Annotated in this window: 28 protein-coding genes; 8 read left to right on the top strand and 20 right to left on the bottom strand. The window is 61.1% G+C overall.

Features of this window, described 5'->3' with window-relative positions:
• The first annotated feature begins 221 nt into the window (after window positions 1-221).
• From RSW2DRAFT_RS10410 to RSW2DRAFT_RS10390, 5 genes are all read left to right on the top strand, one after another.
• A complete protein-coding gene (locus tag RSW2DRAFT_RS10410) occupies window positions 222-761 on the top strand; it encodes a multiubiquitin domain-containing protein (RefSeq protein WP_008030735.1) in 540 nt (179 codons plus the stop codon).
• Window positions 758-1,138, top strand: coding sequence for an E2/UBC family protein (locus RSW2DRAFT_RS10405; protein ID WP_008030734.1), 381 nt, complete (start codon window positions 758-760; stop codon window positions 1,136-1,138). Before RSW2DRAFT_RS10410 ends, RSW2DRAFT_RS10405 begins: the two co-directional genes overlap by 4 nt.
• A complete protein-coding gene (locus RSW2DRAFT_RS10400; RefSeq protein WP_008030733.1) occupies window positions 1,135-2,544 on the top strand; it encodes a ThiF family adenylyltransferase in 1,410 nt (469 codons plus the stop codon). The genes RSW2DRAFT_RS10405 and RSW2DRAFT_RS10400 overlap by 4 nt, the downstream gene beginning before the upstream one ends.
• Before the next feature lie 8 nt (window positions 2,545-2,552).
• A complete protein-coding gene (locus RSW2DRAFT_RS10395; RefSeq protein WP_040672019.1) occupies window positions 2,553-2,909 on the top strand; it encodes a DUF6527 family protein in 357 nt (118 codons plus the stop codon).
• Between the two features lie 82 nt (window positions 2,910-2,991).
• Entirely contained in the window at window positions 2,992-3,678 is a 687-nt protein-coding gene (locus RSW2DRAFT_RS10390; protein WP_008030732.1) for a helix-turn-helix domain-containing protein, read from the top strand.
• 779 nt (window positions 3,679-4,457) lie between these two features.
• Here RSW2DRAFT_RS10390 and RSW2DRAFT_RS10380 read toward each other — a convergent pair.
• The 15 genes from RSW2DRAFT_RS10380 to RSW2DRAFT_RS10310 form a co-directional block, all read right to left on the bottom strand.
• On the bottom strand, window positions 4,458-6,446 hold the full coding sequence (locus RSW2DRAFT_RS10380) for a type IV secretory system conjugative DNA transfer family protein (protein WP_008030730.1): 1,989 nt from the start codon (window positions 6,444-6,446) through the stop codon (window positions 4,458-4,460).
• Window positions 6,447-6,448: 2 nt separating this feature from the next.
• Window positions 6,449-8,632 carry a hypothetical protein gene (locus tag RSW2DRAFT_RS10375; protein ID WP_008030728.1) on the bottom strand — a complete coding sequence of 728 codons (2,184 nt, stop codon included), beginning with the start codon at window positions 8,630-8,632 and terminating at the stop codon, window positions 6,449-6,451.
• A gap of 60 nt (window positions 8,633-8,692) precedes the next feature.
• The gene (locus RSW2DRAFT_RS10370; RefSeq protein ID WP_008030726.1) at window positions 8,693-9,679 is read right to left on the bottom strand and encodes an ATPase, T2SS/T4P/T4SS family; all 987 of its coding nucleotides are present in this window, start codon (window positions 9,677-9,679) and stop codon (window positions 8,693-8,695) included.
• Window positions 9,679-10,998 (bottom strand): TrbI/VirB10 family protein, encoded by a 1,320-nt coding sequence (locus RSW2DRAFT_RS10365; protein ID WP_008030724.1) that lies wholly within the window; start codon window positions 10,996-10,998, stop codon window positions 9,679-9,681. The genes RSW2DRAFT_RS10370 and RSW2DRAFT_RS10365 overlap by 1 nt, the downstream gene beginning before the upstream one ends.
• Entirely contained in the window at window positions 10,995-11,711 is a 717-nt protein-coding gene (locus tag RSW2DRAFT_RS10360; RefSeq protein ID WP_008030712.1) for a TrbG/VirB9 family P-type conjugative transfer protein, read from the bottom strand. Before RSW2DRAFT_RS10360 ends, RSW2DRAFT_RS10365 begins: the two co-directional genes overlap by 4 nt.
• A gap of 1 nt (window position 11,712) precedes the next feature.
• Window positions 11,713-12,393 (bottom strand): virB8 family protein, encoded by a 681-nt coding sequence (locus RSW2DRAFT_RS10355; protein ID WP_008030710.1) that lies wholly within the window; start codon window positions 12,391-12,393, stop codon window positions 11,713-11,715.
• A 66-nt stretch (window positions 12,394-12,459) separates the two neighbouring features.
• Complete coding sequence (locus RSW2DRAFT_RS10350; RefSeq protein WP_008030709.1) at window positions 12,460-13,458, bottom strand: type IV secretion system protein; 999 nt, start codon at window positions 13,456-13,458, stop codon at window positions 12,460-12,462.
• Window positions 13,458-13,940, bottom strand: a complete 483-nt coding sequence (locus RSW2DRAFT_RS10345; RefSeq protein ID WP_008030707.1) for a hypothetical protein — start codon at window positions 13,938-13,940, stop codon at window positions 13,458-13,460. The genes RSW2DRAFT_RS10350 and RSW2DRAFT_RS10345 overlap by 1 nt, the downstream gene beginning before the upstream one ends.
• Before the next feature lie 2 nt (window positions 13,941-13,942).
• Window positions 13,943-14,740, bottom strand: coding sequence for a type IV secretion system protein (locus RSW2DRAFT_RS10340; RefSeq protein ID WP_008030705.1), 798 nt, complete (start codon window positions 14,738-14,740; stop codon window positions 13,943-13,945).
• Window positions 14,737-15,918, bottom strand: coding sequence for a lytic transglycosylase domain-containing protein (locus RSW2DRAFT_RS18700; RefSeq protein ID WP_083800673.1), 1,182 nt, complete (start codon window positions 15,916-15,918; stop codon window positions 14,737-14,739). Before RSW2DRAFT_RS18700 ends, RSW2DRAFT_RS10340 begins: the two co-directional genes overlap by 4 nt.
• Before the next feature lie 176 nt (window positions 15,919-16,094).
• Window positions 16,095-18,437, bottom strand: coding sequence for a VirB4 family type IV secretion system protein (locus tag RSW2DRAFT_RS10330; protein ID WP_008030697.1), 2,343 nt, complete (start codon window positions 18,435-18,437; stop codon window positions 16,095-16,097).
• Window positions 18,427-18,693 carry a VirB3 family type IV secretion system protein gene (locus RSW2DRAFT_RS10325; protein WP_008030690.1) on the bottom strand — a complete coding sequence of 89 codons (267 nt, stop codon included), beginning with the start codon at window positions 18,691-18,693 and terminating at the stop codon, window positions 18,427-18,429. The genes RSW2DRAFT_RS10330 and RSW2DRAFT_RS10325 overlap by 11 nt, the downstream gene beginning before the upstream one ends.
• A gap of 15 nt (window positions 18,694-18,708) precedes the next feature.
• A complete protein-coding gene (locus RSW2DRAFT_RS10320) occupies window positions 18,709-19,008 on the bottom strand; it encodes a TrbC/VirB2 family protein (protein ID WP_008030689.1) in 300 nt (99 codons plus the stop codon).
• 22 nt (window positions 19,009-19,030) lie between these two features.
• Entirely contained in the window at window positions 19,031-19,654 is a 624-nt protein-coding gene (locus tag RSW2DRAFT_RS18525; RefSeq protein ID WP_008030687.1) for a lytic transglycosylase domain-containing protein, read from the bottom strand.
• Window positions 19,638-19,976 (bottom strand): hypothetical protein, encoded by a 339-nt coding sequence (locus RSW2DRAFT_RS10310; RefSeq protein ID WP_008030686.1) that lies wholly within the window; start codon window positions 19,974-19,976, stop codon window positions 19,638-19,640. Before RSW2DRAFT_RS10310 ends, RSW2DRAFT_RS18525 begins: the two co-directional genes overlap by 17 nt.
• A 69-nt stretch (window positions 19,977-20,045) precedes the next feature.
• On the opposite strand from RSW2DRAFT_RS10310, the gene RSW2DRAFT_RS17955 reads away from it, so the two are divergent.
• The 3 genes from RSW2DRAFT_RS17955 (at window position 20,046) to RSW2DRAFT_RS10295 (ending at window position 22,271) form a co-directional block, all read left to right on the top strand.
• A complete protein-coding gene (locus RSW2DRAFT_RS17955; protein ID WP_156790696.1) occupies window positions 20,046-20,576 on the top strand; it encodes a hypothetical protein in 531 nt (176 codons plus the stop codon).
• Window positions 20,573-21,211, top strand: coding sequence for a hypothetical protein (locus RSW2DRAFT_RS10300; RefSeq protein WP_198008093.1), 639 nt, complete (start codon window positions 20,573-20,575; stop codon window positions 21,209-21,211). The genes RSW2DRAFT_RS17955 and RSW2DRAFT_RS10300 overlap by 4 nt, the downstream gene beginning before the upstream one ends.
• A 217-nt stretch (window positions 21,212-21,428) precedes the next feature.
• A complete protein-coding gene (locus tag RSW2DRAFT_RS10295; RefSeq protein ID WP_008030667.1) occupies window positions 21,429-22,271 on the top strand; it encodes a hypothetical protein in 843 nt (280 codons plus the stop codon).
• Between the two features lie 147 nt (window positions 22,272-22,418).
• Here RSW2DRAFT_RS10295 and RSW2DRAFT_RS10290 read toward each other — a convergent pair whose 3' ends face one another.
• From RSW2DRAFT_RS10290 to RSW2DRAFT_RS10270, 5 genes are all read right to left on the bottom strand, one after another.
• On the bottom strand, window positions 22,419-23,051 hold the full coding sequence (locus RSW2DRAFT_RS10290) for a thrombospondin type 3 repeat-containing protein (protein ID WP_008030666.1): 633 nt from the start codon (window positions 23,049-23,051) through the stop codon (window positions 22,419-22,421).
• A gap of 18 nt (window positions 23,052-23,069) precedes the next feature.
• Window positions 23,070-24,077 carry an ABC transporter permease gene (locus RSW2DRAFT_RS10285; protein WP_008030665.1) on the bottom strand — a complete coding sequence of 336 codons (1,008 nt, stop codon included), beginning with the start codon at window positions 24,075-24,077 and terminating at the stop codon, window positions 23,070-23,072.
• The gene (locus RSW2DRAFT_RS10280) at window positions 24,070-25,014 is read right to left on the bottom strand and encodes an ABC transporter permease subunit (protein WP_008030664.1); all 945 of its coding nucleotides are present in this window, start codon (window positions 25,012-25,014) and stop codon (window positions 24,070-24,072) included. The genes RSW2DRAFT_RS10285 and RSW2DRAFT_RS10280 overlap by 8 nt, the downstream gene beginning before the upstream one ends.
• Window positions 25,014-25,763: an ABC transporter ATP-binding protein gene (locus RSW2DRAFT_RS10275; protein WP_008030655.1), complete on the bottom strand. Its 750-nt coding sequence runs from the start codon at window positions 25,761-25,763 to the stop codon at window positions 25,014-25,016. Before RSW2DRAFT_RS10275 ends, RSW2DRAFT_RS10280 begins: the two co-directional genes overlap by 1 nt.
• 184 nt (window positions 25,764-25,947) lie before the next feature.
• A complete protein-coding gene (locus RSW2DRAFT_RS10270; protein WP_156790695.1) occupies window positions 25,948-26,310 on the bottom strand; it encodes a hypothetical protein in 363 nt (120 codons plus the stop codon).
• Window positions 26,311-26,325 lie beyond the last annotated feature (15 nt).

Genomic DNA, 26,325 nt, shown 5'->3' with positions numbered 1-26,325 from the left:
CGACAGAGAGCACACCATAGCAAGTTGTGCGTGAAAATTCATCGACAATATTTGGTAGAAGCACCGGCCTCGACTTGCCGCCATCGGCCCAACATTGGGCGTCGCTCAAATTTTCCGCGAACTTTCTGGCGGCAGCGTCCGATAGGCCACTTCTCAGGAGCATAGGGGGGCACAAGGCGCCTGCTGCGGGCGTCGAGCAGACAAGAAAAGGATTTGCTGCCATGCCTACCGAACCGATCGAAATCGAAGATCTCCTGGCGGCCCTGAAGGCCGACCGAAAGCCCCGCGACCACGGACCTTACAAGGTGAAGGTCGGCGACCATAACCTGAACTTCACTGACGCCATCATCGACGATCCGACGCCTACCGGCCGCCAGGTCATCGAGGGGGCCGGCTTCCGCAAGGCCGAGGAGCACCTCGTGTTCCAGATACTGCGCAACGGTGAACTTGAGGAACTGCGCCTCGAGGAGACCACGGATCTGCGCCCCGGCCAGATCGAGCGTTTCCTGGTCTTCCCGAGCGCGGAATCCTTCCGCTTCGACATCGATGGCAAGCGCCTCGAGTGGGGCCACAAGGTCATCAGCGGGCGCGTCCTAAAGAAGCTGGCCGGGGTCGATCCTGCCAAGTTCGCCGTCTGGCAGGTGATCCCCGGCAAGGATGACGTCCTGGTCGGCGACACCGACCTCATTTGCCTCGCGGATGCGGGCCTGGAGCACTTCTTCACCGGTGTGCCACAGACGACGGAAGGGGGTGCGGCATGAGCCTCCTTCCTCGCCAAGATCGCCGCTACCTCGAGGGGCGCGGCATTACAGTTCGCGAGGTCATCGAAGGCGCGAAAAAGGGCGTGATCCTTACCGGGGTCGCGTTGCCAGAAGGCAAGTATCAGGTCGCCCAGGCGGATATCCTGATCCTGTTGCCGCCATCTTATCCCGAGGTCGCGCCCGACATGTTCTACGCCGTGCCGCATCTCAAGTTGGTCGGCAGCCAGCGTGAGCCCCGCTGCACGGAGGCACGTGAGGCCTTCGATCGCCAGACTTGGCAGCGCTGGTCACGCCACAACAACGAGTGGCGCCCTGGCACCGACGGCCTCTGGACCATGGTTAAGAGGGTCGAAGAAGCCCTGGCGGTGGCAGCATGAAGCGCAGCAACATCACCCTCCACGCCCGTCACCGCGACAAGCTCCAGGCGCTGCTCGCGCACCCCCAAGGGCACGAAGGCGCCGCCTACATGCTGCTCGGCAAAAGCGAGATCGCGCAGGATCCCTGGGACCTCGAGGCGCGGACCCGCTACACTTCCTACGAGGTCATCGCGATCCCGCAGGAAGACCGCGTCGACGCCAGCGTCAAGCATGTCACCTGGAACACCAACTCCTTCGCCCAGCTCTGCCGCAGGGCGAAGGACGTGGATCTGGTGCCGGCAATCGTTCATAGCCACCCGGGGGGCTTCAACGGTTTCTCCGCCCAAGACGATCTCAGCGAACGCGACCTATTCATCATGGCTCGGAACCGGAACGGCGCCGGGACGCGTTTGGTGAGCGTCGTGCAGGTCGGCGACAGTCTCTACCGGGCGCGGGTATGGGAAGACGAGGTTGCTCCCCTGTCCTGTCACCGAGTGACCGTTATCGGCACCCGGATCGAGATCCATTCGACCGACGTGCCTACTCCTTCGGAAGCCCTGGCCCGGCAGGCATTGGCCTTCGGGCCAGAGGTCAATGACCTCCTCAAGCAGCTCTCCGTTGCTGTGGTCGGGTGCGGTGGCACCGGCAGCCCAGTGGTCCATCTCCTCGCCCGCCTCGGCGTGGGGCGCATCGTTGTCATCGACGACGACGTGGTCGAGCACTCAAACCTGAACCGCCTGCATGGCGCGACCCGGAAGGATGCCGACAACGCGGTGCCCAAGGTCGACGTCATGGCGCGCGAGGTGACTAGGATGGGCCTCGACGTCGAGATCCGGTCGATGAATGGCTGGGTAGATGCACCGCACATCCGCGACGCGCTGAAATCCTGCGACGTCATTTTCGGATGCACGGACGATCACGCCGGCCGCCTCTACCTGAACCGTATCGCACATTTCTACCTGATCCCGGTCATCGATGTCGGGCTGGTCCTGATGCCCCGTCACGATGGCGAACCCGGTCTCCTCGAGATGGCTGCAAGGGTCAGCGTGCTGTTCCCTACCTCGGCATGCCACGGCTGCCGCGGCACGATCGATCGCATCCGTGCCCGCGAGGAAGATCTGCAGCGATCGGATCCCGAGGAGTACGAACGGCAAAAGACCGAGGCCTATGTCCGTGGTGCAGGCAACCCGGCACCGGCGGTAGTGACCTTCACCTCCGAAGCGGCCACCATGGCTGTGAACGAGCTCATTGCCGGTCTCGTCGACTTCCGCGGCACCGGCGGATGGGCATGGCAACGCTATCGCAAGCTCGACAAGGGCTTCGAACGGATGCAAGCGGCTCAGCCCCAGCCTGACTGTCCGGTCTGCGGCAGCGAGGAATACTGGGGCCTGGGCGACGTCGATCCCTTTCTAGATCGTGTAGGGTGAGCGGGATGATGATCGACATTCTGCGGAAGAGCCTCGAGTTCTTCCGCGTCATCCCGAAAAGCGACCTTGTCGCCTGGATAACGTCGGTACACCCAACGCCGGATCAGATCGTACCGGGAAAAATGACCATCGTGCGCGACGGCGTCGATAAATGGGCCTGCTTCCACTGCCCCGGCGGGTGCGGCGAGACCATCAAGCTGTCCCTCAGCAAGGACCGTCGACCGAGGTGGACAGTCATATCAGACTGGCTGAAACGCCCGACGATCTCACCTTCCGTCCGACAAACGAACGAGTGCCGGTGTCACTTTTGGATTCGGCAAGGGCGGATCGACTGGTGCAAGGACAGCGGACATCGATCACGATGACCGCGCTGCGTTCGGGTTGCGTTCGGGGACGCCCAAGGACGCGCGTGACAAGCTATTCCCATCAGCAACATGGAGTGATCTGATGGAGACAATGGAACGAGATGCCAAGTATATCGCCGATCAGTGCCGGTACATTCGCAAGATGTTTGGGCTGACCCAGGAGAACCTTGCGGATGCCGCCGGTTTAACCGTCCGAACGATTCAGAAAGTGGAGAGCGGGCGGCACATGCCCGAGGTTCAGACTTTGCGGAGCCTCGCCCGCGGACTCGGATTCGATATGGCAGTCTTTTTGAGGCCGACACCTGAGCAGGAGAAGCTCCGGCAGGAAGAAATGGAGCGCGCGCTGAGGAAGACGGCGCTCGTCCCCACGTCACCTATCAAGAAACCGAACGATTTCTATTCCCGCAACCGTGAATGGGACGGGATTCTTATCAACACCAGTGCGGTTGAGGCCGATCACGCTCTCGAGCTGACCGCCTCGATATCGGACTGGATGACTGACCTAGACGGGATCTGGGACATCAGCACGGCAAGCCAGAGGCTCGAGTATGCGACCAGTATTGCCGACTTGTGCCGCGAGTTGGAGGGACTCGGGTATCTCACCCACTTCGGCCACTTCCGACAGCAACATATGAAGGACAAGGGTATGATTCTTGACGTGGGGCTGATCACGTTCTTGCCTAAGGCCGAGCATGACGGCGACCGCTACGGCATCGTTAACCTGGAAGACCCGTGGGAGGTGCCCGAGCAGGATCGCCCGAGGGTATGATTTGCCCGCGACGAGCCTCCTAGTCTGAGAACGATCATCATCGGCGCATCTGTCAAAGGGCCTGGCCGTATCGGCCGGCCCTCTACTTTTCGGGCTTGGCCGTCATGAGACGACAGGCGAGTTGTCGAGCACCCCATCGGGCCGCAAAGGCCTCGCTCGTCGAGAACCAGCCGCCATCGTCGCCCTGCCCGTGGTTGGCGCCCATGCAGGAACACTGGCACTCATGACCGACTGCGTTCATGCATGCCGGCGCGCAGATTTCCTGCTCCCTGTAGGGTTGGATGACATAGATTTGGCCCCAGCGGTGAAGACAGCGGTCCACGAGGTCATTGAACCATGCTTTGGGAGTTTCCCAGCAGCCCAGTGCCGTGTTCCAGCTCGGCCGAGTGCGCCGCCCATTCCTGAGCCAAGCATAGTTGTCGTCGGCATAGGGCAGGCGGACCCTGACCTGCTCGCCCTTCCCATCACGGCGAAGCGCAACGGGGATTGTCTTCTGGTTCCAAGCTGCTTTCAGGCGATTGTCATCCTGCATCGTTGTCCAAACAGCCACTTACACAAACTGGAGGTACAGCAATTCCTACTCGCGACAAAGATCATTGCTTGAATCTTAGTATCTCGCCAGGTTCGAAAAACCCACCCCACTTTCGTCTGACCAGGCCCAAACACTTTCGCAGTTTGCGAAATCCGAGAATTATCAAATCAAACTGATGGTCCTCAGATTTCTCTTTGAAGTTTTTCGTCCAACGCGCAGCTAGATCAGCACTCCGCCCAAACTGCCATCACTCCAGCAGCGCGAGCTTTTGTGAGAACTTGCTCATCTTCGAGACCGCGATCGTGATCGGTGGCTTCAAGTCCGCGAGATCAACCTCGGGTTCAGGGGTCGCCTGTGGTTGCGACACTGGCACAAGAACATCGGAATTTAGTGCTGTCGCTTCTCTCTCCGGCCCAATTTCATCCCGAGCCACAATCTCGGCCGCCAGTTTCGGCTCCGCCTCAACGGGGGCTTCCGCTTTCACTTTCTCTGGCCTCACAAAATCCACCACCATCCTTTCGGCCAAACGCCTTTCCAGCGCCTCCATCCGTTGGGTCAGCACCTGCACGTCCGCAGCTTCCTTTGGCGGAAAGGGCAGGGGCCCCTTCTGTGCCTCGAACAACTTCTTGAACGTCGGGTCCTGGAAATAGACAATCCGATGGACCAACAGCGGGTTCTGCCGTTCTGGGATGAGAATTGCCTGATCCGGGTTCAACCGACGAACCTCGTCTGGTGTCAGAAGTGGCCGTTCTTCCATCCGCCGACTGACCGACCGCCTCTGCATGAAATCCCGATCCCTCGAAACGCTATCCGAGACCGAAAGCTTGGTCGTCTTGCCCAGAGCGTCCGAAATCTCCCCCGCCGTTTTCTTGTCGTTGGCCGCGAGGTAGAGCTTCATCCCGGCCGCAGACTCGAGCGACAGGCGGACGTTTTCGCCATAGATGTTGTCGAGACCGGGGATCGACTGGGTGATGATCGACACTCGTGCGCCATGACCAGCGAGCTGCTTCAGGGCCTGCTCGACGATGGGCATGGGCCCCAATTGGTCGAATTCATCGAGCATGACCATGACAGGCCAGGGCTCAGACTTCGGGTCGGGGAGGGTGGATCGCATGGTGGCGATCAACTCGCCAAAGAACAGCCGCACCAAGGGCGACAGGGTGCGGATGTCATCGGCGTTGACCACCACATAGATCGACATCGGCCGCTTGCGCAGGTCAGCAAAGGAAAAGTCATTGCCGGAAGTTGCCCGATCGACGGCCGGGTTGTTCCAGAGCGTCATGCCCGCGCCACCAAGGACCGAGGCGTGCGAGGACAACGTCCGGTCGGAATAGCCTGCGAACTTGCGGAAGGTCTGGGCCGCGTTGGGGTGTTTCACCTCTTTTGCATGCTCGCCGTAAACCTCCTGGGTGGCACCCCGGCCAAAGAGGATGCGGCTGATCTCACCGATGGTCGGCTTGCCGCGCTCAATGGCCAGAAGCCCTGCGGCCACGAAGAGTTCGCGTCCCTCGGCCAAAAAGTCGCCAGCCGTTCCCTTGTCCGAAACCGTCAAGAAATAATCCGAGATCTTTGCCAGTTCGGTGTAGCGCTGTTCGAAATTTTCAATGCGGGCGACGCGCTCGAGCGGGTTGTAGCGATGGGTCGGATGTTCAAAATCGAACGGCGAGAAACGGTAGACTGCATCACCTTCGGCCTGACGGTGCCGGGAAGTGGCCTCGAAGATCTCGCCCTTCACGTCGAGAACAACGATGCTGCCGTTGAAGAGAAGCGTGTTTGGGATGACATAGCCCACGCCCTTACCAGCTCGGGTAGGTGCTACGACAAGGCAATGCGGGAATTTCTGGAAGGTGGCGCTGACATATGGCGCGGTCTTTGAAGGTGCTCCGAGCTTGCCAAAGACCATGCCTGCGCCCAAGGGCTGCAAGAGGCCATTGGCCTTCATTTCAGCGCGCCCTTGGAACTTGGCTTGCCCGTATTCGGTGAGCTGTTGGCGGAAGGTCAGGGCGACGGCGGCAACCGTGAAGAGCACGGTCGACGCGCCGACGATCTGCCAAGGCAGGACCCAGGGCACGGAAGTCAGCCGGGCGAAGCCGGGGAACTCGGCGATCAGGACAAAGATGCCGGTTGCGTTCGGATCGCGCCCCAAGATCAGGTTGAGGACGAGGCCGCCGGCGATGAGACCAACCAGCAGGCCGGAGGTGAGACCAAGGGGAAGCAGCAATGCAATGCGTTGCATGATCAAAACTCCCGGTCCTGATTGCGATCATGAGCATGTGCCCGCGTGTGTTCAGGTGGCCGCGACGCCGCTTGAGCCACCATTCGGCGTTCCGCTGCCTCGGCTTCATGTGCGCTGAGACCAAGCGAGGGATGCTCTTTGGCAGCCGCGACGACGGCTACCGCCATTGCTGCCCGAGTAGCCGGGTCCGGCACGTCCTTGGCCAGTGCCTCCGTCCGGCCAGCGGCGATGTCTTTCAACACCGACGCCCCGTAGCGCTCCTTCATTTCTTCCGCGAAATCCCGCGCCTGATTTTCGTTTCGGAAGGCGACGGATCCCTGGCTGGCATGGACGCGCGCCAGTGAACCCAAAGCCTCCACCAGCGGGTCAGGTCCACGGGTCACTTCAATGCTGCGGGCGGACTGGATCAATTCGGCTGCACGCTCGTAGAAACGATCCACCCGCTCGGCCGCCGAACTGCGACCTTGGGCGCTGCTGAGATCAAAGCCATGCCGCTTGGCGACATCGGCAATATCGGATTTCACCCACGACTCTTCTTCGCGGGCGTTGGCCGCCCCAGTTTCGAGTCGCGTCTCAAGCTTCTTGAAATTGATCCCAGCGATGTTCGCATATAAACTCAAAGTAGCGCTCAACATCTTGGCACTGCTTTCGTCGAGGTCCTTCTCGGCCCCGGCAATCGCCAACGTGTTTGCGCCGATGGTGGTGCTATACAGTGTCGAACGGGGCGGGGCTTCGATTTCCGACTGCTGTCGATCCAGCCCAAAGGCCGCCGCTGCTTCCTTGGCGATGCCCTGCATTTCAGATCGCAGGTCGTCCTGTCGGTCCGACGGCAATCTGTCGATCTGCGCGGTTGATTGCGCCACCCAGGCCGAGATTGCCCGCGCCGGGTCGGAAGCAAAATCGCTCCGCTGCTGTTCCTCTTCGACATAGGTCGCCATCACCGGGCTATGCGTCAGATGCTTGGCCAAGGCTTCACTGAGCGGACCCTCATCGGGGAATTTCGCCAGAACTTCGGCGCCGCCATTGCGACCATAGGAGGTAACGGCCAAAAGCTCGTCGGGTAGAAATCCTGCGGAGCCTTCGCCGTCGACAAAGCGACCGCTGCCAAGCGTGCCGTCCGCATCAGGGATATGCTCGGCCACCACCTTGCGAAATTCCGGATCTGCGACGAGCCGCTCGGCGAGTTCGCGGGTTTCTTCATTGTCCCGGCCTAGAGTCAGGACGAGCTGCGCCTCGTCGCCTGCGTAGATTGCGGTCTCGGGGCGGGCGAACTCGGGCTGTGGCCGATGCTCAAGGACAAGCCCTTCCGGCCCGCGGTCGGGTTCTTCCACCAACTCTCGGTCCATCTCAGCCGCGCGCTTCACCGCCAGTTCAAGCCCTTCTTCGCCCCCTTCATAGAAGTCATAGGCATGACGCAGGGCCTCGCGGGAATTCGGGAACGTGCGCTCCGAAACGGTGAGTTCATTCTCCCCTCCCGGCAGATTTGCCTCGTAGCCCGTGTGAATCCCTCGGTCGGTTGCCACCGCCACGGGCTGCAACTCGACATTTGCATCGGTGGTGACCCAATCGCCTGTGGCGATAATGGGCGGCTTTTCGGCAAGGGCTTCCTGATACGCGGCCAACTCTCGATCCGCCACTTCCTCCCGGGCTTGCACTGCTGCGCGCAATTCTGGCCCCGGCGGGGCTGCATCACTGTGATCTGCCCAAAGCGTCGCCGCCTTTTCTGGCTCCCGACGCGCGAAGGCCTCGAGATCGTCCCTCAAACCTGTATCCAGCCGCTCGGTCACGGCAGGACCGTCTTTTCCCCATTCGAGCTTGCCCAACCGCTCCGTCAGCGAGGCCTCCATCGCATTCAGAAACCCGGCGCGGAACTCGGCATCCGGCGCATACGAGTCCGGCAGGCTTTTGAAATACCGCGTCTCGCCTGTGTCATGGACCCCGTGAATCTCTGTCCGGGCCATGGTGCGGGCCGTGTTGCCATTGATATGCGCCACCGAGGGCCGCTCGGCAGGATCGGCGCGGAAGAAGGCCTCGCCCGCCTGGCGCGGGTCTTCGAATTCCTGCGCTGCCCCTGACAGCGTCAAGCGCACCGAAAAGTATTCGTTCGGGCCCTCGGTGGCCGGACGTTCCGCATCGCGGCGCTCTGTTTCTGGGCCGTTCAGCCCTGCATTGCTATCGTTTTCCATGAGTTACCTGCGGGCAAAGAGCCGGAAATGGGGAAGGGGAGGGCGGGCGCTGCGACGGCGTCAGTCGTCGAGGCCGGGGAAATACATCTCCATGATCCCGCGCTGATCGCCGATGCGGCCCATCTGCAGGATCACGTCGATCGAAGTTTGCAGGTATCGGATCACCTCGCCAAAACTGAGCTTGGTGCCTTGGGCCATCACCAGAAGCGCCAGCCGGTCCATGGCTTTGCGGGCCGAATGGGCGTGCAGTGTGGTGAAGGAGCCAGAATGCCCGGTGTTGATCGCATCCAGAAAGGTTGCCGCCTCGGCCCCGCGCAACTCTCCGAGGATAATCCGATCAGGTCGCAAGCGTAGCGTTGCCTGCAAAAGCTTGTCGGCAGACCGAGGCGAACCCTCGTCACGCTGCGCGATGAGGCTCACGGTATTGGGCTGACCGGGCAGAAGCTCGAGGGAATCCTCGATCGTGATGATCCGCTCATCGGCGGCTACCATTTCCAGAAGCTTGCGGCCCAGTTCGGTCTTGCCGGTCGATGTGCCGCCCGAGACGATGACGTTCAACCGCTCGGAGACCAGTTTGCCCAAGAACCCCTCGACATCCGCCCCTTCCGATCCGGCGCGGATTTCAGCCACCATCGCGCGGCGCTCCTCTTCCAGGGAGTTTTCTTGGCCGCGCAAAAAGCTGAAGGATTTGGCCACACGCCGAACATCTCCGTGCCGGGATCGAAACACCCGAATGCCGATCACAGTGCCGCCCGAGACGGCAGGGCTGCCCACCACCTGACAGCGCAGCATCAGATCGCGATACCGCACCGCCGCCGAGACCAGCGGCGCAGTTTCCGTGAAGGTGTTCGACGTCGAGTTGGCAATCTGGGAAGCCAGATCCCGCACGGACCGCGCGGGCAGCGCGGCAAGGCCGCTTGGTGTCATGTGAATCTGCCCCGCACGCTCCAGCCAGATCGAGCCATCGGCATTGATCGCCAGTTCCATCACGGCCGGATCCGACAAGGCGGCATCGAGCTGCCCGAGATAAGTATCGAGATAGCTCATCAATAAAACGCCAGATCCGCATCGACGCGGATCATCACGACCGCGCCTTGGTTGACGCTGATCGTCGGAGGGATGCTGAGATAGTCGGCCATCACCGTATTAACCGCCTCGCCGAGATCGGTGCCGACGTTTTCGGCAGTGTCCGAGGCCACCTCATTGGCCGCGTAGTTGTCGGCTGCCAGCGTTGGCACGGCCCCGATCAGGGATATCAAAGCGGCGGTGCCAAACCGCTGGAAGAAGTGGTTTCGCACCGTGCCAGGCAGACCAGAGCGTCCGATACGGTCTGTTCCATAGGCGGCAAGGGTGACGGATTGCCCGTCGGTGGTGACCAGCCGGTCCCAGGCGATGAGCACGCGCCGCTGACCGGCATCAACTTCGGAATCGTAGCGCCCGAAGAGACGCGAACCGCGCGGGATCAGCACGCGGGACATATCAAACGACCAGACATCATGGCTCACGATGGCAGAGACATTGCCGGCAAGATCGGTGCTGATCGCGGTCTCAAGTGCTGCCTCGATCAGCGTGCCTTGCATCACAGTGTGGGCTGGATCGGCGATGACTTCCGCTTGTCGGACGTCGGCCGCCTTGGCCCCAACTCTGCGAAACGCATCATCGCCGGTGGCCGCTTGCCCGGGCGCACCCGGGGCTGGGCCTGCGGTGCCAGCCTCACCGCCCATGTCCATGCTGGAGCGCAGAGCCACCATGTCGGAATGGATCTGCGCCTCGTTCAGCATCTCGGCCTCTTGCCTGCGACGGGCCAATTCTTCTTCTCGGGCGCGGGCCGCCTCAGCCTCGGAATCGCCATCGATCAGCATCTTGGTCTCAAGCTCGGTCTGCAGCCGGATGTTCTCGCGCTCTAGATCCGAAAGGGCTGCTGCGCGGGCCTTTGCATCAGCATCAAGTGCCGCGACCTGTGCTTTCAGGTCTGCCAGTGCGGCCTCATCAGTGACGGTCACCGGATTGGCCTTCAGATCGGCGATCTGGGCGTTCAACGCCTCGATCTCGGCCTGCAACCGTTCTGCCTCCGAGGTATCTGGTGCTGCCGGAACGATCTGCGGCTTTGGCCGCGAGACGCTGAAGCCATCGGTGCCAGTCCCGTCGCCCTGAAAATCGCTGACCGAGGCCGTCTCAATCGCGGGTGCCGGGGCAGGGGCATCAGGTGCGGCCAGAACCAGCCAAGCTCCGACGCCAACGCCGGCCACGGCCGTGACGGCGGAAAGCGCGTAGGGATTTATGCCCCGGCGGCGCTTTGGGGCCTCGGAAGGTTTCATGCGCTCCATGCGGGCGGTGAGTTTTTCGGCTTGGGTCTCGTCTGTCATTGGCTGACCCCCGGCTCGGCCGTGACGCAGACGTATTCCTCGCCGTAGCGCAGCACCCAACGCTCAGAGCGTGTGCTGACCGTGATGGTGGTGCCGCGGACGGAAGAATTGACTGCGTATTCCTGCCCCTTGGCGTCGGCCCGGAAGATCGTCGGCATTGGCGCGCCGGGTGGTATGACGAAGGTGGTCTTCCTCCCGTCATCAGAGATCGACACCGGTGCGAATGCGGGCAGGGTGCGGCCCTTTTTCATGATCTTGTAGGTCATGGGCAAGGAGGCGGGGATCTCGCTGCCGGTGGTGGCAGCACGCGTGCTGCCAGGCACGGTGAACTTCACCGAATAGTTCGGCTCACCACGACCACCTTCCGTCACTTGCAGAAAGTAGATGTTGCGCTGCGTCTCGACGGTCAGGTTGGTCGTGGCCCCGGCGACGACGGGCTTGATGATGAAGAGGTTGGCGCGCTCCAACTTGTCAATCTTGAAGCTTTCCAAATCGCCGATGGCGATGGACTGGATCTTTTCACCCTCACCTAGCTCGACAAGGGTCACGTTTCTGAGCCGGGTGTTGATCCGGTAAACCTGCCCCTCCTGGTAGGTGGCATAGGTCACACGGGCATCATGGTTGCCGGGCTTGGGCGCGGTTTCGGCCAAAGCGGGCAGGGCAACTATTGAGATCAGAAGCCCGAGCGCAGGAAGGGTCAGTGGATGGGTCATTTCATTCCTCCGTGGGGGCCAGGGTTTCAGCGGTGATGCGGTAATCCGTTACCAAAAATCCGGTGGGGTTCTGCCAGACGAGGTCGAGCGCGGTTTGTTTGGATGGCTCGAAGCGATAGGTGACGGTCGCCGTGAATTTGCCGATCCGGTCGGGCACGCCTTCGCCGTCTGAGACCCAGGTCTTGGTGAAGCGCACCTGCGCGGTGGTGTCTGTCACCGGGGTGATCGACAGGATGTCGATGACCACCTTGGAATTCTGGCCATAGAGTTTTGGCGGATAATTGGCATTGCCTTCCGTCCAAAGGCTCACCAAACCTTGGCGGGCATTGCCTTCGGACCAGGTATAGGCGCGCAAAATGCGGGACTCATTGTCATGCTGGTCATAGGTTTCGCGGTCAGTGACATAGGCAAAGAGCAGACTTTGCCGGATGGCTTCAGCCTGTTCGATACCGGCCTTTTCCACGGCAACCACGCGTTCGGCGACACCAGTGTCTTTGTCGACGATGGCGAGGAAGGCCTCGGTTTGTTTCAGGGGCAGGAGGGTGACAACGGCGATCATGCCCATGAGGCCGATGGCAAGACCGCCGCCCGCCACCGCATAGGCGATGCGCTCGCGCTTTTTGACGCCATAGAACATCTCGGCTTCGAGAAAACTTCTCAATTCAGGGGGCGATCCTGTCATTGTCTTGCTCCGGAAATGGGGATTTGCGCGGTCAGCGGCAGTACGGCGTGAGGCAGCTGGTCGGCGTCAGCTGTCGCGAATGAACTGGCCAAGCCGCGCCCTTGCGGCCTGTCCCCGCTCGGCATCGGACCGCGCCTGATCGCGCAAATGGTGGTGTTCGGTCTTGCCGTGCAAGAAACCTGATCGCACTTCGTTCATCCGGCGCGCCGAATATTCGGAGGCCTTTTCGAGCGGCTTGCCCGCAACCCGCAGTGCTTGCGGCGCGATGCTCGCAAGGCTGATCTGGCCAGTGATGTGCGTCACGGCATTCGGGATCGCCATCAGGGCGAAGATGCCGACGAAGACGATGACAAAAAAACCAAGGATCGAGCCGAGGTCGGTCACATCTTTTGTTTCGCGGAAGACGTCGTGGGCAACAGTGACGACAGCAACGATGACACCGGCGGAGGCAACCGGATACATCAGGTAGCCGATCATTGCCGAGAGCCAGGCCTCGAACATGCCCTTGGTCTTCTCAAAGATCGTGGCGCCGATGGCGATCGGAGCGACCCCGAGAAGGAATGCGATCATCAGCTTCGAGAAGCCGACGATGAAAACGTAGACTGCCATCAACACGCCGAGGACAACGTAAAGGACGGCGGCCACAAAGCCGCGCATGATCGAGGACATCGCGGAGGAAACAGAGTCGACGTTCCCGGCCATCATATTGGCCATATCGTCCATCGCCGCTGTCGCCGAGGCGCCGACACCACCACCACCCAAACGAAAGTATTCCAAGGCAAGAGCACTGAGCCCGTTGCTGGCGGCGTCATAGATCTGGGTGAAGTTGGACCAGGTCAGACCGAACATCAGGACCATGACGATCCGGAACGACAGCTGCACCGCGTCGCGCATGGAAATCCGGTAGACATTCAAGGCCGCGTTGATCCCGACCATGACGAGCAGGAGGGCAAGCAGGGTCGTGTAGATCGGCCCGACAGCACCGGCTGTCGCCTCGAAATACTGCCGCCCGGCTGAAGTGATCGCCGCATCCAGCGTTGTCAGGATGGCCGAGACGCTGTCCATCAGAAGCTGCCGCCACACATGGTTTCTGCGACAGCCGTCAGGGTTGAGGCCTCCTCCGCAATCGCCTTCGTCTGCTGCCAGCTGAGGCGCTGGACGTCGTGATGATCGCGCAATGCAGCCGCGACGGCCTCGACCTCTTCCCAGTTCGCCACTTTGCCTGTGCAGCCGCAATCCTGCGTTTCAATCACGTTGCGCACGCGGACCAGGCCGTAGATGTCGCGCAGCGCCCGCGCCTCGGGGCCAGACCGCGCCAAAGCGTAGCCTGCGGGCCAGGAGGCTTCACAGTTCCGGAATTCTTCGTTCACTGCTCCGGGGATCGGCTCCACATTTACTGGCACATCGACCTTGGGCAAAACGCCGAGATAGGCGTCCTCTTGGGCAAGGTCTGCCGGGACAGGGGTTTCGGCCCACGCTGCGGCCGAGAAAACCGCGATCAGCCCAAGGGTACCGCCCATCACGCGCGCTTTGAAAGTATTGGCCATACTCATTCTCCCCCAAGGACCTTGATGAACTGCTGCTCTTCGGCTGCGGTGGCGGCGTCCATGACGCCCGCTTCGCCCATGCCCATCAGCTGGGCGGACTCCATGTTCCAGATATTGGCGAGTGCGATCGATAGTTCCGCCGTCACGCGGGTGTTGAGGTCGATGGCTTCTTTCAGCCCTTCGGTGTCCGGAATTTCCTGCACGAGCTCGTGGACCCGCTCGAGGCTTTCCGAGGCCTTGACCGAGGAGGTTTCAGCCGCGGCTGACAGGAAGGCAGCGGTGTTGGCTTGTGTCCCAATCCGGGCGGCCCCTTCGTCTTCACTGTTCGCAAGGGTGTCGACAGTGGCCACATCGAGGCCAGCTGATGCGAAGAACTCAGAGACATATTGCGCGGCGGGCTTGTCGCCGACCTTGCCGGATGTGGTCATCAGGGAATAGCTGCCATCCTTGGCCGCGATCAACCCACCGGTCAGATCCGCCACATCTGGCAGAATGTCATCAAAGAAGGTGTCCGGGTCTGGGATGCCCAAGGCTTCCAGGGTCAGCCCGTTGCGCAAGGCGTCGAGCTGCGCCTTCAAGGTGGCGATCTGTTCGATCTGCTTCAGGATCTGCTCATCAAGCTTGAGGTTCGACGCGATCATCTCCTTCACCTGTAGCTTGGCCTCGGTCAGCACCTCGCCAATCTTGGCGATGCTGGTGAGGTCAACGGTCGGCACGCCCTGCGCGAGGGCAGGGGCCGCAGAAAACAAGGCGGCAGAGATCAGAAAAGGGCCAAGACCCCGGACAAGATTGCGGATCATTCGGAACCACCCTTTACTTTGATGAATGTTGCGTCGATGGCATAGGCCTGCAGCCAGAGGGCATAGCGGGCCTGATCGACCTTCACGCGCGCTGCCTTGACCCGCTCGACCATGAGCCCGATGCGCACGGCTTCGGCCCGGGCATAGCTGTTGAGGTCCAGCGCCTCTTTGGTCGATTTGGTTGTCGGGATGCGCTCGATGATGGAACGCAACCGCTTCAGCGAGGCCCCAATCTCGACTGAGGCCGCCATCCCATAGTGCAGACCCGCGTCAGCCGTGTTGCTGGCCTCGGCGATCGCCATGTCGCGCGGGTCGAAAGTGCCGACCTGATCCACGCCAGTGATCTTGCCGGCATAGGCGTTGAAGAACCCGGTGATGCGGACAACGTAATTCTGCGTCTCCTCAAACGGCGGGATGCCGCCATACTTCGTGACGTTGCCTGGTCCGGCATTGTACGCCGCGAGCGCGAGCGGAACGGAACCGAAGGTGTTCAGCTGCGTCAGGAAATACCGCGCACCACCGTCAAGCTGCAGCATCGGGTCATCATAATAGGCGGGGTAGATGCCGAGACCCTTGGCCGTATCCGGCATCACTTGCGTCAGGCCAAAGGCCCCAACCGGGCTGCGTGCCCCAATGGAAAACCCAGACTCTTGTTTGACAAGGCTCTGGAACCAAATGCGGAACTCGACCGGGTTCAACCCGGCGCGGGCAAGACCGGGGTGTCCGGCATATTTCTGCGCGGTGGCCACGATCATCTCTTCGATGCTGGTCTTGGCGTCGCCAAAAAGCCGATCAGCATAGGGGTTGTTATCCTCCACGGCATAAAGGACTTCGGCCTCGGCCCCGGGGATCACTTCGAGATCGCCAATCCACGGCGTCTGGCCGGTCATCATCGCCAGCGTGGCGTCGAGCGCGTCGAGCTGGTCCTGGTGCAATTCGTCGATGCGGCGCTTCTTGTCGGCCTCAAGCTCGCGCCCGCCGGTCAGATAGGACATCTGAGCGATCTCCAGAACGTGCTGGACGATCGATTTGCTGTCCGCAATGGGGACGCCTTGCGCCGCCGCCATCATCGGCAGCGCCACAGTCGCCAGAGCAAGGACCCTGGCCGAGCGTTGAAGTTTAACGGCAGGGAATGACATCAAGACCCGAGGTGTTGCCGCGAGAAACCAGACCCGCATCCGGGCTTGCACCCTTGGTGGAAGTGGTGACAGTGGAACCCGCGGTGGCCCAACAATTGGTTTTGGCAATCGGCACGCCCGTGCAGGCGGCGAGACCGAGCGATGCACCCATCATGACCGCCCAAAATCGGACTCGCATAATCAAGGTTATGTAATATATTGATTTCATTGGACAATTATTCCTTCCAGAATTTAGGCCGATTGGCATAGTCAGCGCCGAAAGCATTCTGTCCGGCCTGACCACCGCCGAGCGCCGTCAACAGCGGCCCCAGAGCTTTGAGATCGACGTTCAGCACGGTTGAACTGCGCGGCGTGCGTGACAGCACCATGCGCTGGCCCGGGATTGGGCTCAGGACGAAGTCCAACTCGCCATCGGTAAGCCGGAAACCGTCATAGTCGGCACTGGCCGCTTCACCGTTCGGGAACAGCAGCTGGTTCGGCAGCGCCTCCAAGATCGAGCGGGCTTTGGATCCTCGGATCTGGCTCGGAAACTGCGTCATCATCACCACGACGACGTTCTTCTTCCGCGCGGTCACCAGCCATTCAGCGAGCTTCTTTGCGAAGTATTCGTCATCAAGAACCTTCCAGGCCTCGTCGATCAGGATCAGCGTCGGGCGCTTTTCCTCGATCAGCATCTCGATGCGGCGGAAGAGATAGCCGAGGATCGCGGTGCGTTCGGTGCCGAGGTCGAGGATTTCTGTCAGATCCACGGCCGTCACATCATGGCTGGTGAAATCCACCACCGGCTCGGACGCCTCGCCAAAGACCCAGCCATAGCGGCCCTCAGGGCCCCATTCACTGATCCGCTGCGCCAGATCGAGCCCGTCGCCAACATCACCAAACAGCTCCTGAAACGCCCGGAAATTCCGCAACCCTTCGCGGGCTTTGCCATTCTGAGAAATGGCGGACTTCAGGGCCTCCGATTGCAGCGGTGTCATCGGCCCGCTGCGTTGTTCGAGAAGGGCCACCAACCAATCCAGAAACCATGCCTCACCGCGCTCGCCAGATTCAGTGGCAAGCGGGTTCAGCCCGGTTGGCCGCCCGGCGCGGATTTCGGCGTAGCGGCCGCCGAGAGCACGGACGGCCATCTTGAGGCCGGCCTCTTTGTCGAAGATGATCGTGCGGCCCCCTGCCCTTTGGGCTTGGGCTGCGAGGAAGGCGACGGTGGTGGTTTTGCCGCCGCCGGATTTGCCCAAGACAAGAGTATGGCCGTTGGTCGGTTCCGCCAACGGATCACCCGGTTCATGGAAGCTGAACCGGTGCAAGCTGCCCTGCAGCGTCTGAAACAACGTCAGCGGCGTTTGCCACGGTAGGCGTGAGGCTTCGGTCCCGGTGTCAGCGGCGTGAAGCGCCGCCATGTCGGCGAAGTTCAAGGACGAGACTGTCATGTCCCGCGCCCGGTAATCCATATTGCCGGGGTGCATGGCGAAGAAGGCAGCCTCGAGCGCGGTGACCTCGCGCACCAACCGCATGCCATTTTGATGGGCAATGCCGCGGATGCGGGCGACTTCGGTATCGAGTGCCGCCTGATCACCGGCAAAGACGGTGATGGTCATCTGATGAATGCCGAACCCGAGCTCGCCGCTTTCAGATTTGTCTGCGGCCTCGAAGAGTTGGGCCTCAATCGTGGCAGCGATGTCCTCGGAGGCTCGCATTTGCGCCACACGACGCTTCACCCGTTCCGTGATGCTGCCGCGCTCGATTGGCGTGTAGCTGTGGGTGATGATGGTGTCGCGGCTGGCCCCAAGTGCATCAAGCATGCCCGGCCAGGTCGAGGTGGCGTAGGATTTGACATAGAGGACGGCACCGACGCGGGGTGTGTCTGCCCCCTCCTCCAACGTGAACTGGCCTTTGCCGAAACGGATAGCCGCATCGCTCGCGTCTTCAGCGATGATGCCGAAAGCGCTGCGGGGTTTGTTGCGCAGTTCGCCCGTCAAAAGCGAGGCGTAAAAGCCAATCAGGCTGCCCTCCCTGATCTTCAGGCGGTGGGATTTCACGCCGAGACCAGTCTCTAGGATCGAGACTACTTCGCGCAATTCTTCCAGCCGCCGATCAGTATCCTCGCCCCAGACCTTTGCCGCGGCCTTGCCAAAGAGCGGCACCGCCAGCGGGGCAACCTGCCGCCGAACGACCGTGAGGATCAAGACGGATTCCTGAAGATTGCGGCGTTGCAGTTCACCACTCCAGGCCCGGTCGATATCGGCTGCAAAGCTTTGTCCGTGGATGGGTTTCAGCTGGGCGTTGGCGGGACGCATCATCCGGTGCAAATAGAAGCTGAAACGCTCATCCAGCGTGTCGAGGAGATGCGCGAACCCGGCCCGCAAGGCGGTGATCGCCGACGATCCGGATGTGATCCCGTCGATGCCGGTCACCTCTAGCGAGATCATCAAGCCGTTGTCACGGGTGCGCACCACCTCGTCATCAAGTTCGATGACATAGGGCAGATGTGCATAGATCTTCGGGTCTGCGGGGATCAGCGCCCGTGCCCTGCCCCGCAGACCTTCTCTCTCAAGAAACATGACGCCGCCCCTTCCGGAGAATGGCCATCGGCGTCACTTGCATCATGACGGCAAAGACATGATGCCCGTTCGGGTTCAGCTTCGTCGCAAATCGCGCGAGCCCGTACCAGATCGGGGCGGTCAGGAACCACCAAACTGGCTTGAACAGAATGAAGGGCAGCACGGTCATCGCTCCCACTGCCATGGCATAGGGCATCGGCAGGCCAAGAAACTTGGCTTGCCGCGAGAGCCCGAGGATGACCGCGCTTTTCTCCATGGTTCTTCTCTCGCCTCAGCTGAACGACGTGCGCAGGTTTGCGACGATGGCGGGGCCGGCGAAGACAAGGAAGGCGCCGACCACGACCAGTGCCACCCAGGCCCAGCTGATCCGGTTAAAGGCCGCGAGGAAGCCAGTCACCACGAAGGCGATGCCAAAGAAGGCGGTCGCAAGGGTGCCCCGGAACGAGGCCAGAACGCCCGTCGCGACGGTTTCGGCCTTGGTGAAGACCACCTGCGCGAGTGCTGGCTCGGCTTGCGCCAGAAAAAGGGTGCAAAGGGTCAGGCCCAGAAGAGCCACGTTTTGGTTGCGCATTGGGTGAGTTGTCCTTCTTGGTTCAGAGCTCGGTGAGGATGCGGTCATAGACCGCCATCACCTTGACGATGTGGGATTGTGTCTCGGCGTAGGGTGGCACGCCGTCGTATTTGCGCACGGCCTCGGGGCCGGCGTTGTAGGCGGCAAGGGCAAGCTCGAGGCTGCCAAAAGCCGCCATCTGTTCCAGAAGATAGCGCGCGCCCCCGTCGAGGTTTTCGATGGGGTCGGCAGGATCAACATTCAGGTAGTCAGCCGTCCCGGGCATCAGCTGCGCAAGGCCAAGGGCACCGGCATGGCTGACAGCACCTTGGGTGTAATTGCTCTCGACCTTGATCATCGCCTGGAAGAAGGCGGACCACTCTGCGGGCGTTAGGTGAAGCCGCGCCAAGGCCGGATGGTCCTGATACCGCGTGGCAATCAACCGGATTGAAGGCAGAACGTCCTTCGGGGCAGCAACCCCTTTAGTGCTGTAGGAGACATCGATGGCGGCTTCAGCCCCCTCCCCTTCCCGGGTCTCTTCTTCAACCGGTTCAGGGGGAACGGGAACGATCAGCTGCCCCTGACCGTCATAACGCAGGACGGATGTATCAAGCGCCGCAAGCTGAACGTCACCGCTCTGCCTTTCCGGTTCATTCCAGCGGATCACTTCCGCTCGGGCGGCTCCGCATGCCAGTGCAGACAGCGCCAGCGACAGCAGGTACGTCGAGATGGTCGAGGTTGAGCTTGCCGAAGGCGAGCCCAAACATGCCGATTGGCGAGTTGACAATGCGTTCCCGCGCAAGGGCCGTGACCAGCAGGAAGCGCTCGCCTGCGGGGCTGACAACGTAGAACAGCCATTCCCCCGAGAACCGTTCGTCGGGGTTGGGCGCACTGACACACTCGATCTCAACAGTCGCTCCTTCGGATGCGGCCAGCTTGCGGAAGTCACGCTCCAGCAAGACAGGCAATGCGCGCCGTTTGGTATTCATGGGGTCCCCTCGGATCATCTGTTGGGAACGTTGTATCGCAGATTTCTTTGTGAGGCGATGCCTAACAGAATGTATGGCGCATTCAACACAAAAATGACAAACACGATAAAAGAAGGGCGTATGGCCAAACCTGCGGTTGATCCGGTGGGTGCGCGATGCAGGCAGCTACACCGGTCGGCCCTCGAAAAACTGGAGCTAGGTTGTGAGACGCAGACGTTGAGAAAAACCCAAGAAAAATTGGCAGTTTTGCGGATTCCTGGAGCGAGTTCATCGGCCGGATTGGCGCTTCCGACGCGCAAACGAGAGCTGCATCTGGTCGCGATCACTGTGGTCTTGTTTGTGAGCTCCGCAGCTTTCGCACAACCAGAGGTGATTCGCTGCCTGCCGCCCGAAGTGCCGGTCACCGACCTTCCAGAGGCGGTTCTCGCCGAGTACCGATCTGAAATCGCCGCCGAGTTCGAAGCCTACTTCGCGGCCGTCAGCATCCACATCGCGTGCCTCGATAGCGAGCGCAATCGCGCCCTGTCGGAAGCCCACAGGGCAATCGAGGCCTATTCAACCTTCCTCAACATCCAGCCAGCTCAGAAGGACCTCCCGTGAAACCTCTCATCCCTGCCCTCCTCCTGGGTGTCGGTCTCTCAACCGCAACCGTCACTCCGGCAATGGCTTACCCTGTCGACTGCGCGATCCTTCTTTGCCTCGCAGGGGGCTGGCCGGCCTCGGCAGAATGCGCCCATGCCCGTGCAGTCTTCATCCGCCGCATCACGCCGTGGCCGATCGAGCCGCCGCTGCAGATCTGGAACTGTCCGATGCGGGTGAGTTTCCGGGGCGAGGCGAAACCGATAGAGCGCCTGTTCGACATCGCTGTACGCGGTGAGCCTGTGCCGCTCGTCTCGGTCCCGGAAACGCCCTTCGCATTTCAGCTTGTCCAAGATCGGGCGGATGTCGACATATCGGACCCGGCGTTTGACTTCGTCCGCTCAATCCGCGTGTTCGAGATCACTTACCAGCAGCGGCGCAGCTCTGATGGCGACTGCAACAGTTGGGGCAGTGTCTACATGGGCAGCTACGGCGATCAAGGCGAATACAGCCGCCGCCGGAGCAGCGTGTCTGCGGTTCCAACCGCCTCAGATCTCGCTGTACCGGAAGACTGTCACACCTATTGGCATCGGTCCGTCTTCGTCGAGTGGCGCGACTATGAAGGCAGCTACGGACACGAAGAGGTTCACTACTGAGAACCTGCCCCACTGCCCTCCACCGAAACGATCGAAAGACTGAGACCCCCAGAAACAGAAACGACGCCAGACCATAGGCCCGACGCCGCACTGATTTCCTCGTGGTAGTGGGAATTTAGCGCGAGCCTTGGGTCCGTTCAACCGGCAAATACCTATGCCGGGACGAAATTTTGCACGCATCACGGTCTGGTGTCATCCTAGGACGGAACGACACATCATGGAACTTACGACCGGTGCCATTCTGCGCCGCATCACCGAAACGCCGCTCTCTACTGCGGCCCACAAGCTCGCCACGATCATCCTCGATGGGATTGCCTGGAAGGACGGTTACAACGGACTCGAGCGCGGAACGGCCGCCTTCACGCTTGCGCACCTCGCCGAGAAAATGGGGGTGTCGCGGCAGCATCTGACGGCGCTTTTGGTCGAGCTCGCTGCATCCGATCTGGCTTTGGTCCGGTGGAAGCCAAATGGGAAGTTTGCGCCCTGGCTGTTCAGGTTTGGGGGTGAAGCTGGGACCGATGCACTGCCAGATGTCGTGTCAACCACATGCGACACATCACTATCTAGAGAATCTAAGAACAAAACTATCTTTGCAGGGAGTATTGAAATCGGTGCAGGCACCAACGTCTATCAGACACCCTGGTCGGATCTGATCAAGGCCGCGAAAGCATCCCTCGCATGTTGGAACGTCGACACGCAGGTCATCTGGGAGAGGTTCGTTGCTTTCAACCGCGCGCGCGGGAATGCGGCAGTTCCAGCGGGGTTTCTGTTGGGCTTTATGCGAAGGTGGCGGACGTCACTTGGTGTGGCCGTGCATCCACCAGCGGAATCTGCTCCAGCACGCGCTATCGGGCCGACGGAGCGGAGACTACATCAGCTGATCGCTGCGGCACCTAGCAAGAACCGGGAATTTCATGCATCCGACCTCTGCCAAGTGATTGGTCAAGCGGCTTATGACGCTAGAGTGCGTGAAGTTGTACGGCACTTCGGATGTCCTAGCTTCGCAGCGATGCTCGCGGTGCACGGTGGGGCGGTGCTTGCTGGGGAAATTACCCGCTGACGTCATACCTGACTCCATACTGGTCGTATTGCCGCTGAACGGAGAGTGAGTATCCGCCAATCACGATGTGGCGGACCCTGCGCGGCGGGCTTAACCGCGCAGGGTAGGAAACAATAGAAATCAGATGCATTCGGTCCGAGACAGACCTCAGTCTGCAGCTTCCGCACCGCCCTTGTCCTTTGCGACATCGACACTGACCGGCACAAAGCCGTCAGCTTTCAGAACGAAGCTGACGGTCTTCGCCGCCTCACTGGTGATGTAGATCGAGTTCGGGTTGGCGCGGAAATGCCCGGCCACTGCCCCGTCATCAAAGTGAATCCGGGCCTCACCGCCGGCGGGAACGCTGAAGCCGTCAAGCTTGCGGAAGGTGCCCTCGACTTTGCCGCTGTCAGCATCGGTCACGCTGTAGTAAATCGAGAACCCGGACATAGGCGCGCTGCCTGAATTGGTTACCAGAAGTTCCAGGTGATCGGTCGCGTCCTTCTTGGCGGCATAGTCATAGTTGTTTTCGACCAGCGCCTCCTTGATCGCGAAAGTAGCGGGAGCACCGGTCATGTCCATCGGGTTTGCCATGAAGGCGGGATCGGTGTCGGCCAGATCGTTCTGCCCGTCGCCATCGGTGTCGGCCACCATCGGATCGGTGCCGAGCAGAACCTCCGAGGCATCTGGCACGCCGTCACCGTCCGTATCGGTCGTGGTCTGCGAAAACCCGGGGTTGGCCAGCGTCAGGCCAAGGATAGAGACTAGCGCAAGCGTCGAGATGTGTTTCTTGAGGGTCATGGTTCAGGTCCTTTGAATTCAGGCTTTTGCAAGCCGGTCGGGGTTGAGGGGAAGGGCCAGCGCAAGTGCGCCGAGCCCGAGGGCAGTAAGAAAAATCCAGACCAGATTGCCCAGCATTTCGATCAGGATCGGGCCAAGCGGCATCCCGGCATAGGTTGCCTTGATGCCAAGGACGGCGAAGGTGAACCGCTCGAAGTGTTTGGTGACAGAGGCCTGCTCGATGCCGTCGCGCACCGTCTCGAAGGTGGCGAAACTCTTCATGATCTCGACCTGATCAGGTTTGGCGATGTTCAATTGCTTGAACACGCCGCCGGCCACCTGATTGTCGGGGTCAAGCGTGTCGCCGATCTGGGGCGCGATCAGAACAAGCGTCAGCCAGACCGCGAAAGCCACCAGCAGGGCGTGGCTCGGTTGCTTCATATGCAGCGACAGGATGAAGCTCACCAGGAAGAAACAAGCCGTATATGCGACGGCCACGCCCCAGACGACGACAATGCGCAGAAGGTCATCCGCGCCCAGACCAATGCCGGACAGGAAGTGCAGGACAAGTGTCAGCCCGCCCAGCACCAGCGCAAGACCACCCGCCAGAAGGCCGATCCCGGCCAGGGCCTTGCCCGCCACGAATTGCCACCGGCGCATGGGGCGCGTTAGCATCAGCGCCAGCGTCTGGCGTCCGCGTTCGCTTGCAGCCGAGCGGTAGCCGATTAGGATTGCGATGGCGGCTCCGATGATCTCGATCTGCTCGATGGCACCACGGAGAAGCCGCAGCGGGTAGAATTCCGGCGCCTTGATCGCATCGGCGGATTTCCCAAGCGCCAGCAGGGAAGCCTTGGCTGCTTCGTAAGTCGCGACATCGCCGCGTAGAGCGATAGCACCCGTCACAAGAGCCACTAAGGCGGCAACAGCCAGAAAAGCGGTGACGATCAGGATGAAGCGGTCGCGCAACGCATCGCGGATATCCTTAGCGGCGATCGTGCGGACAGGGGTCGGGTTTAAACGGGTGGGGATCAGGGCTGCGTCAAACATTGTACTCTCCTTCGGTCATGGAAAGCCGAGTCAGCGCGCGCCATGCAAAGGCGGCAGCCACACCAGTGGCGAGGACCAGGGTGATGACCGGCGGGATGAAAGACGGCGAGGCGATACCCTGCGGCAGGTAGTCCAGCAGCCCAGCCGAGGCGAACTTGTAGGCATCGGCCAGCGAGACCGGGCCAAGAACGATGGCCGCCCAGTGGAAAAAGCTGGTGTCGGGCGGGATGGCTAGAGCCGAGATCGGATTGATCGCGGCCGTCGGGTTCAGGTTTGCGGTCAGCTGCGGCAGGATGAAGGTCAGGGTCAGCCAGAGGGTGACGGGCACCAACAGCCCGACGGTTTCCGAACGCGCGGCCGCCCCGGCAGCAAGACCGATCAGGCCGAAGATGCCCATGTAGAGCGTGGTCACGGCCATGAACCCGGCCAGTTGCGCCCATTGCAGGCCGGTCAATGTGATGGCGGGCAGCACCAGAAAGGTCGCAACGGCCACCACTCCGGCCACTGCGCCCAGTGCTAGGATCAACCCGATCAGGGCCGCAATCTTGCCTGCCGCATAGGCGTCTCGACCAAGCGGACGGATGCCGATCAGCGGCAACACCCCCGCCTTGCGATCCAAGCCAACCAGGCGATTGCCGATCACGATTGCCGACAGCGCCCCGATCAGCGCCACGTAAACCGACATGTTGCGCATCAACGATAGGGGCGAGATGTCCAGAACCGGGTTTGTCGGCACCGGCTGCCCTGCACTTTTCAGAAACGCCGCCGCGTCCAGATAGATGCGGTTGACCGTCGAGGTGGCGGACCAACCGAGCCAGGCTGAAATCAGCACAAGTACGACGAACATCAGCGACAGAAGAGCCACCGTTCGTTCGCGCAGCACGAAGCTTGCGGATTGGCGGACGATCAGCCAGCCGGGTGAGGGTGCACCTTGCATTACGCCACCTCGGCCAGACGGCCAACCGGGGTCAGCGACAGGTAGAGTTCCTCCAAGGCCGCATCGTCGCCATAGCGGGCGGTCACGGCTTCAATCCGGTCGTGGTAGACCAGCTTGCCGTGGCTGAGCACCGCGATGCTGGTGCAGGTCTTGGCAATCTCGGAAATCAGATGGGTGTTCATGAAAATGGTCATCCCGAACTCGGTATTCAGGCGCATCACCAGATCGCGCAGCATCTTGATGCCCATAGGGTCAAGGCCCGAGGTCGGCTCATCCAGGAACAGCACGGCAGGGCCATGCAGGATCGCCTGCGCCAGGCCGACGCGCTGCCGCATGCCCTTGGAAAATCCGCCGACCCGTTTGTCCGCCAGATAGGTGCAATCCAGCAGCTCAAGCACCTCTCGGACGCGGCGCGCTGGTGCATCGACGCCCGAAAGGCGTGCGAAAAAAACCAGGTTCTCGGCAGCCGTCAGAGTATCGTAAAGCCGCACATTTTCGGGGACATAGCCTATGCGGCGTCGCACCTCCAACGGCTCGTTGCAGATGTCATACCCTGCGACAGTCGCCGTCCCGGAGGCAGGACGCGCCAACGTGGTCAGCATCTGGATTGTGGTTGTCTTTCCCGCGCCGTTGTGCCCGAGAAAGCCGAAGATCTCGCCCTGTTCGATGTCCATCGAAAGGGCGTCAACGACGGTCACCCCATCGAAGGATTGGGTCAGCCGGTTCAACCGGATCATGGGTTCAGACATTGTGGGTTCCTCCTTGGGGGCCGCGTGGGCGGGTTCCTGATGCGCCCTTTCTACCTGTCCCACACCGCCGGGGCCTTTCCCCCGACTTACATTTTTGTGATCCGGGCCCTTTCCGCAGATGGCAATTGGGCAAAGGAAAAGGCGGTGCCCTGCGGCACCGCCTAACCTGTCTGCAGATCAGAGATCAGTTGTTGGCGTTTTCGCCATCCTGCTCGCCGTCACTGTCTTCGCCGTCCTGTTCGTCACCCTGCTGGTCGTTCTCGGCCAGCGTGATGTTCATCACTTTGCCATCGGCAGGGTTGATGGCGACGGTCTTCTCAGTGCCGTCGGCAAGGACCACATCGGCCATGATCAGGTCAGGCGCACCGTCCTCCCCGATCTGGAACTCGATGCCCGACACCTTGCCGCCCGATGCCGCTTCGGCGGCGGCAATGGCCTGCGACATGCTGGTTGGCGAGGCCAAAAATGCTTGCGCTTCTTCCATCGGATTTTCGGTGCCTTTGGATTCGGCAAACGCCGAATTGCCGGAAATCAGGGAAAGCGCCATAATCGCTCCGACGGT

Origin of the sequence: Rhodobacter ferrooxidans (assembly GCF_000176015.1) — a bacterium.
Lineage (GTDB): Bacteria > Pseudomonadota > Alphaproteobacteria > Rhodobacterales > Rhodobacteraceae > Pseudorhodobacter_B > Pseudorhodobacter_B ferrooxidans.
The sequence above is the reverse complement of the archived record's forward strand: the minus strand, read 5'-3'. Positions and strand labels throughout refer to the sequence as shown.

What these genes read in the sequence shown, in the direction of transcription:
- RSW2DRAFT_RS10410 (WP_008030735.1), top strand. Translation starts at nt 222, where the DNA reads ATGCCTACCGAACCGATCGAAATCGAAGATCTCCTGGCGGCCCTGAAG.
- RSW2DRAFT_RS10405 (WP_008030734.1), top strand. Translation starts at nt 758, where the DNA reads ATGAGCCTCCTTCCTCGCCAAGATCGCCGCTACCTCGAGGGGCGCGGC.
- RSW2DRAFT_RS10400 (WP_008030733.1), top strand. Translation starts at nt 1,135, where the DNA reads ATGAAGCGCAGCAACATCACCCTCCACGCCCGTCACCGCGACAAGCTC.
- RSW2DRAFT_RS10395 (WP_040672019.1), top strand. Translation starts at nt 2,553, where the DNA reads ATGATCGACATTCTGCGGAAGAGCCTCGAGTTCTTCCGCGTCATCCCG.
- RSW2DRAFT_RS10390 (WP_008030732.1), top strand. Translation starts at nt 2,992, where the DNA reads ATGGAGACAATGGAACGAGATGCCAAGTATATCGCCGATCAGTGCCGG.
- RSW2DRAFT_RS10380 (WP_008030730.1), bottom strand. Translation starts at nt 6,446, where the DNA reads ATGCAACGCATTGCATTGCTGCTTCCCCTTGGTCTCACCTCCGGCCTG.
- RSW2DRAFT_RS10375 (WP_008030728.1), bottom strand. Translation starts at nt 8,632, where the DNA reads ATGGAAAACGATAGCAATGCAGGGCTGAACGGCCCAGAAACAGAGCGC.
- RSW2DRAFT_RS10370 (WP_008030726.1), bottom strand. Translation starts at nt 9,679, where the DNA reads ATGAGCTATCTCGATACTTATCTCGGGCAGCTCGATGCCGCCTTGTCG.
- RSW2DRAFT_RS10365 (WP_008030724.1), bottom strand. Translation starts at nt 10,998, where the DNA reads ATGACAGACGAGACCCAAGCCGAAAAACTCACCGCCCGCATGGAGCGC.
- RSW2DRAFT_RS10360 (WP_008030712.1), bottom strand. Translation starts at nt 11,711, where the DNA reads ATGACCCATCCACTGACCCTTCCTGCGCTCGGGCTTCTGATCTCAATA.
- RSW2DRAFT_RS10355 (WP_008030710.1), bottom strand. Translation starts at nt 12,393, where the DNA reads ATGACAGGATCGCCCCCTGAATTGAGAAGTTTTCTCGAAGCCGAGATG.
- RSW2DRAFT_RS10350 (WP_008030709.1), bottom strand. Translation starts at nt 13,458, where the DNA reads ATGGACAGCGTCTCGGCCATCCTGACAACGCTGGATGCGGCGATCACT.
- RSW2DRAFT_RS10345 (WP_008030707.1), bottom strand. Translation starts at nt 13,940, where the DNA reads ATGGCCAATACTTTCAAAGCGCGCGTGATGGGCGGTACCCTTGGGCTG.
- RSW2DRAFT_RS10340 (WP_008030705.1), bottom strand. Translation starts at nt 14,740, where the DNA reads ATGATCCGCAATCTTGTCCGGGGTCTTGGCCCTTTTCTGATCTCTGCC.
- RSW2DRAFT_RS18700 (WP_083800673.1), bottom strand. Translation starts at nt 15,918, where the DNA reads ATGCGGGTCTGGTTTCTCGCGGCAACACCTCGGGTCTTGATGTCATTC.
- RSW2DRAFT_RS10330 (WP_008030697.1), bottom strand. Translation starts at nt 18,437, where the DNA reads ATGTTTCTTGAGAGAGAAGGTCTGCGGGGCAGGGCACGGGCGCTGATC.
- RSW2DRAFT_RS10325 (WP_008030690.1), bottom strand. Translation starts at nt 18,693, where the DNA reads ATGGAGAAAAGCGCGGTCATCCTCGGGCTCTCGCGGCAAGCCAAGTTT.
- RSW2DRAFT_RS10320 (WP_008030689.1), bottom strand. Translation starts at nt 19,008, where the DNA reads ATGCGCAACCAAAACGTGGCTCTTCTGGGCCTGACCCTTTGCACCCTT.
- RSW2DRAFT_RS10310 (WP_008030686.1), bottom strand. Translation starts at nt 19,976, where the DNA reads ATGAATACCAAACGGCGCGCATTGCCTGTCTTGCTGGAGCGTGACTTC.
- RSW2DRAFT_RS17955 (WP_156790696.1), top strand. Translation starts at nt 20,046, where the DNA reads ATGTATGGCGCATTCAACACAAAAATGACAAACACGATAAAAGAAGGG.
- RSW2DRAFT_RS10295 (WP_008030667.1), top strand. Translation starts at nt 21,429, where the DNA reads ATGGAACTTACGACCGGTGCCATTCTGCGCCGCATCACCGAAACGCCG.
- RSW2DRAFT_RS10290 (WP_008030666.1), bottom strand. Translation starts at nt 23,051, where the DNA reads ATGACCCTCAAGAAACACATCTCGACGCTTGCGCTAGTCTCTATCCTT.
- RSW2DRAFT_RS10285 (WP_008030665.1), bottom strand. Translation starts at nt 24,077, where the DNA reads ATGTTTGACGCAGCCCTGATCCCCACCCGTTTAAACCCGACCCCTGTC.
- RSW2DRAFT_RS10280 (WP_008030664.1), bottom strand. Translation starts at nt 25,014, where the DNA reads ATGCAAGGTGCACCCTCACCCGGCTGGCTGATCGTCCGCCAATCCGCA.
- RSW2DRAFT_RS10275 (WP_008030655.1), bottom strand. Translation starts at nt 25,763, where the DNA reads ATGTCTGAACCCATGATCCGGTTGAACCGGCTGACCCAATCCTTCGAT.
- RSW2DRAFT_RS10270 (WP_156790695.1), bottom strand. Translation starts at nt 26,310, where the DNA reads ATGGCGCTTTCCCTGATTTCCGGCAATTCGGCGTTTGCCGAATCCAAA.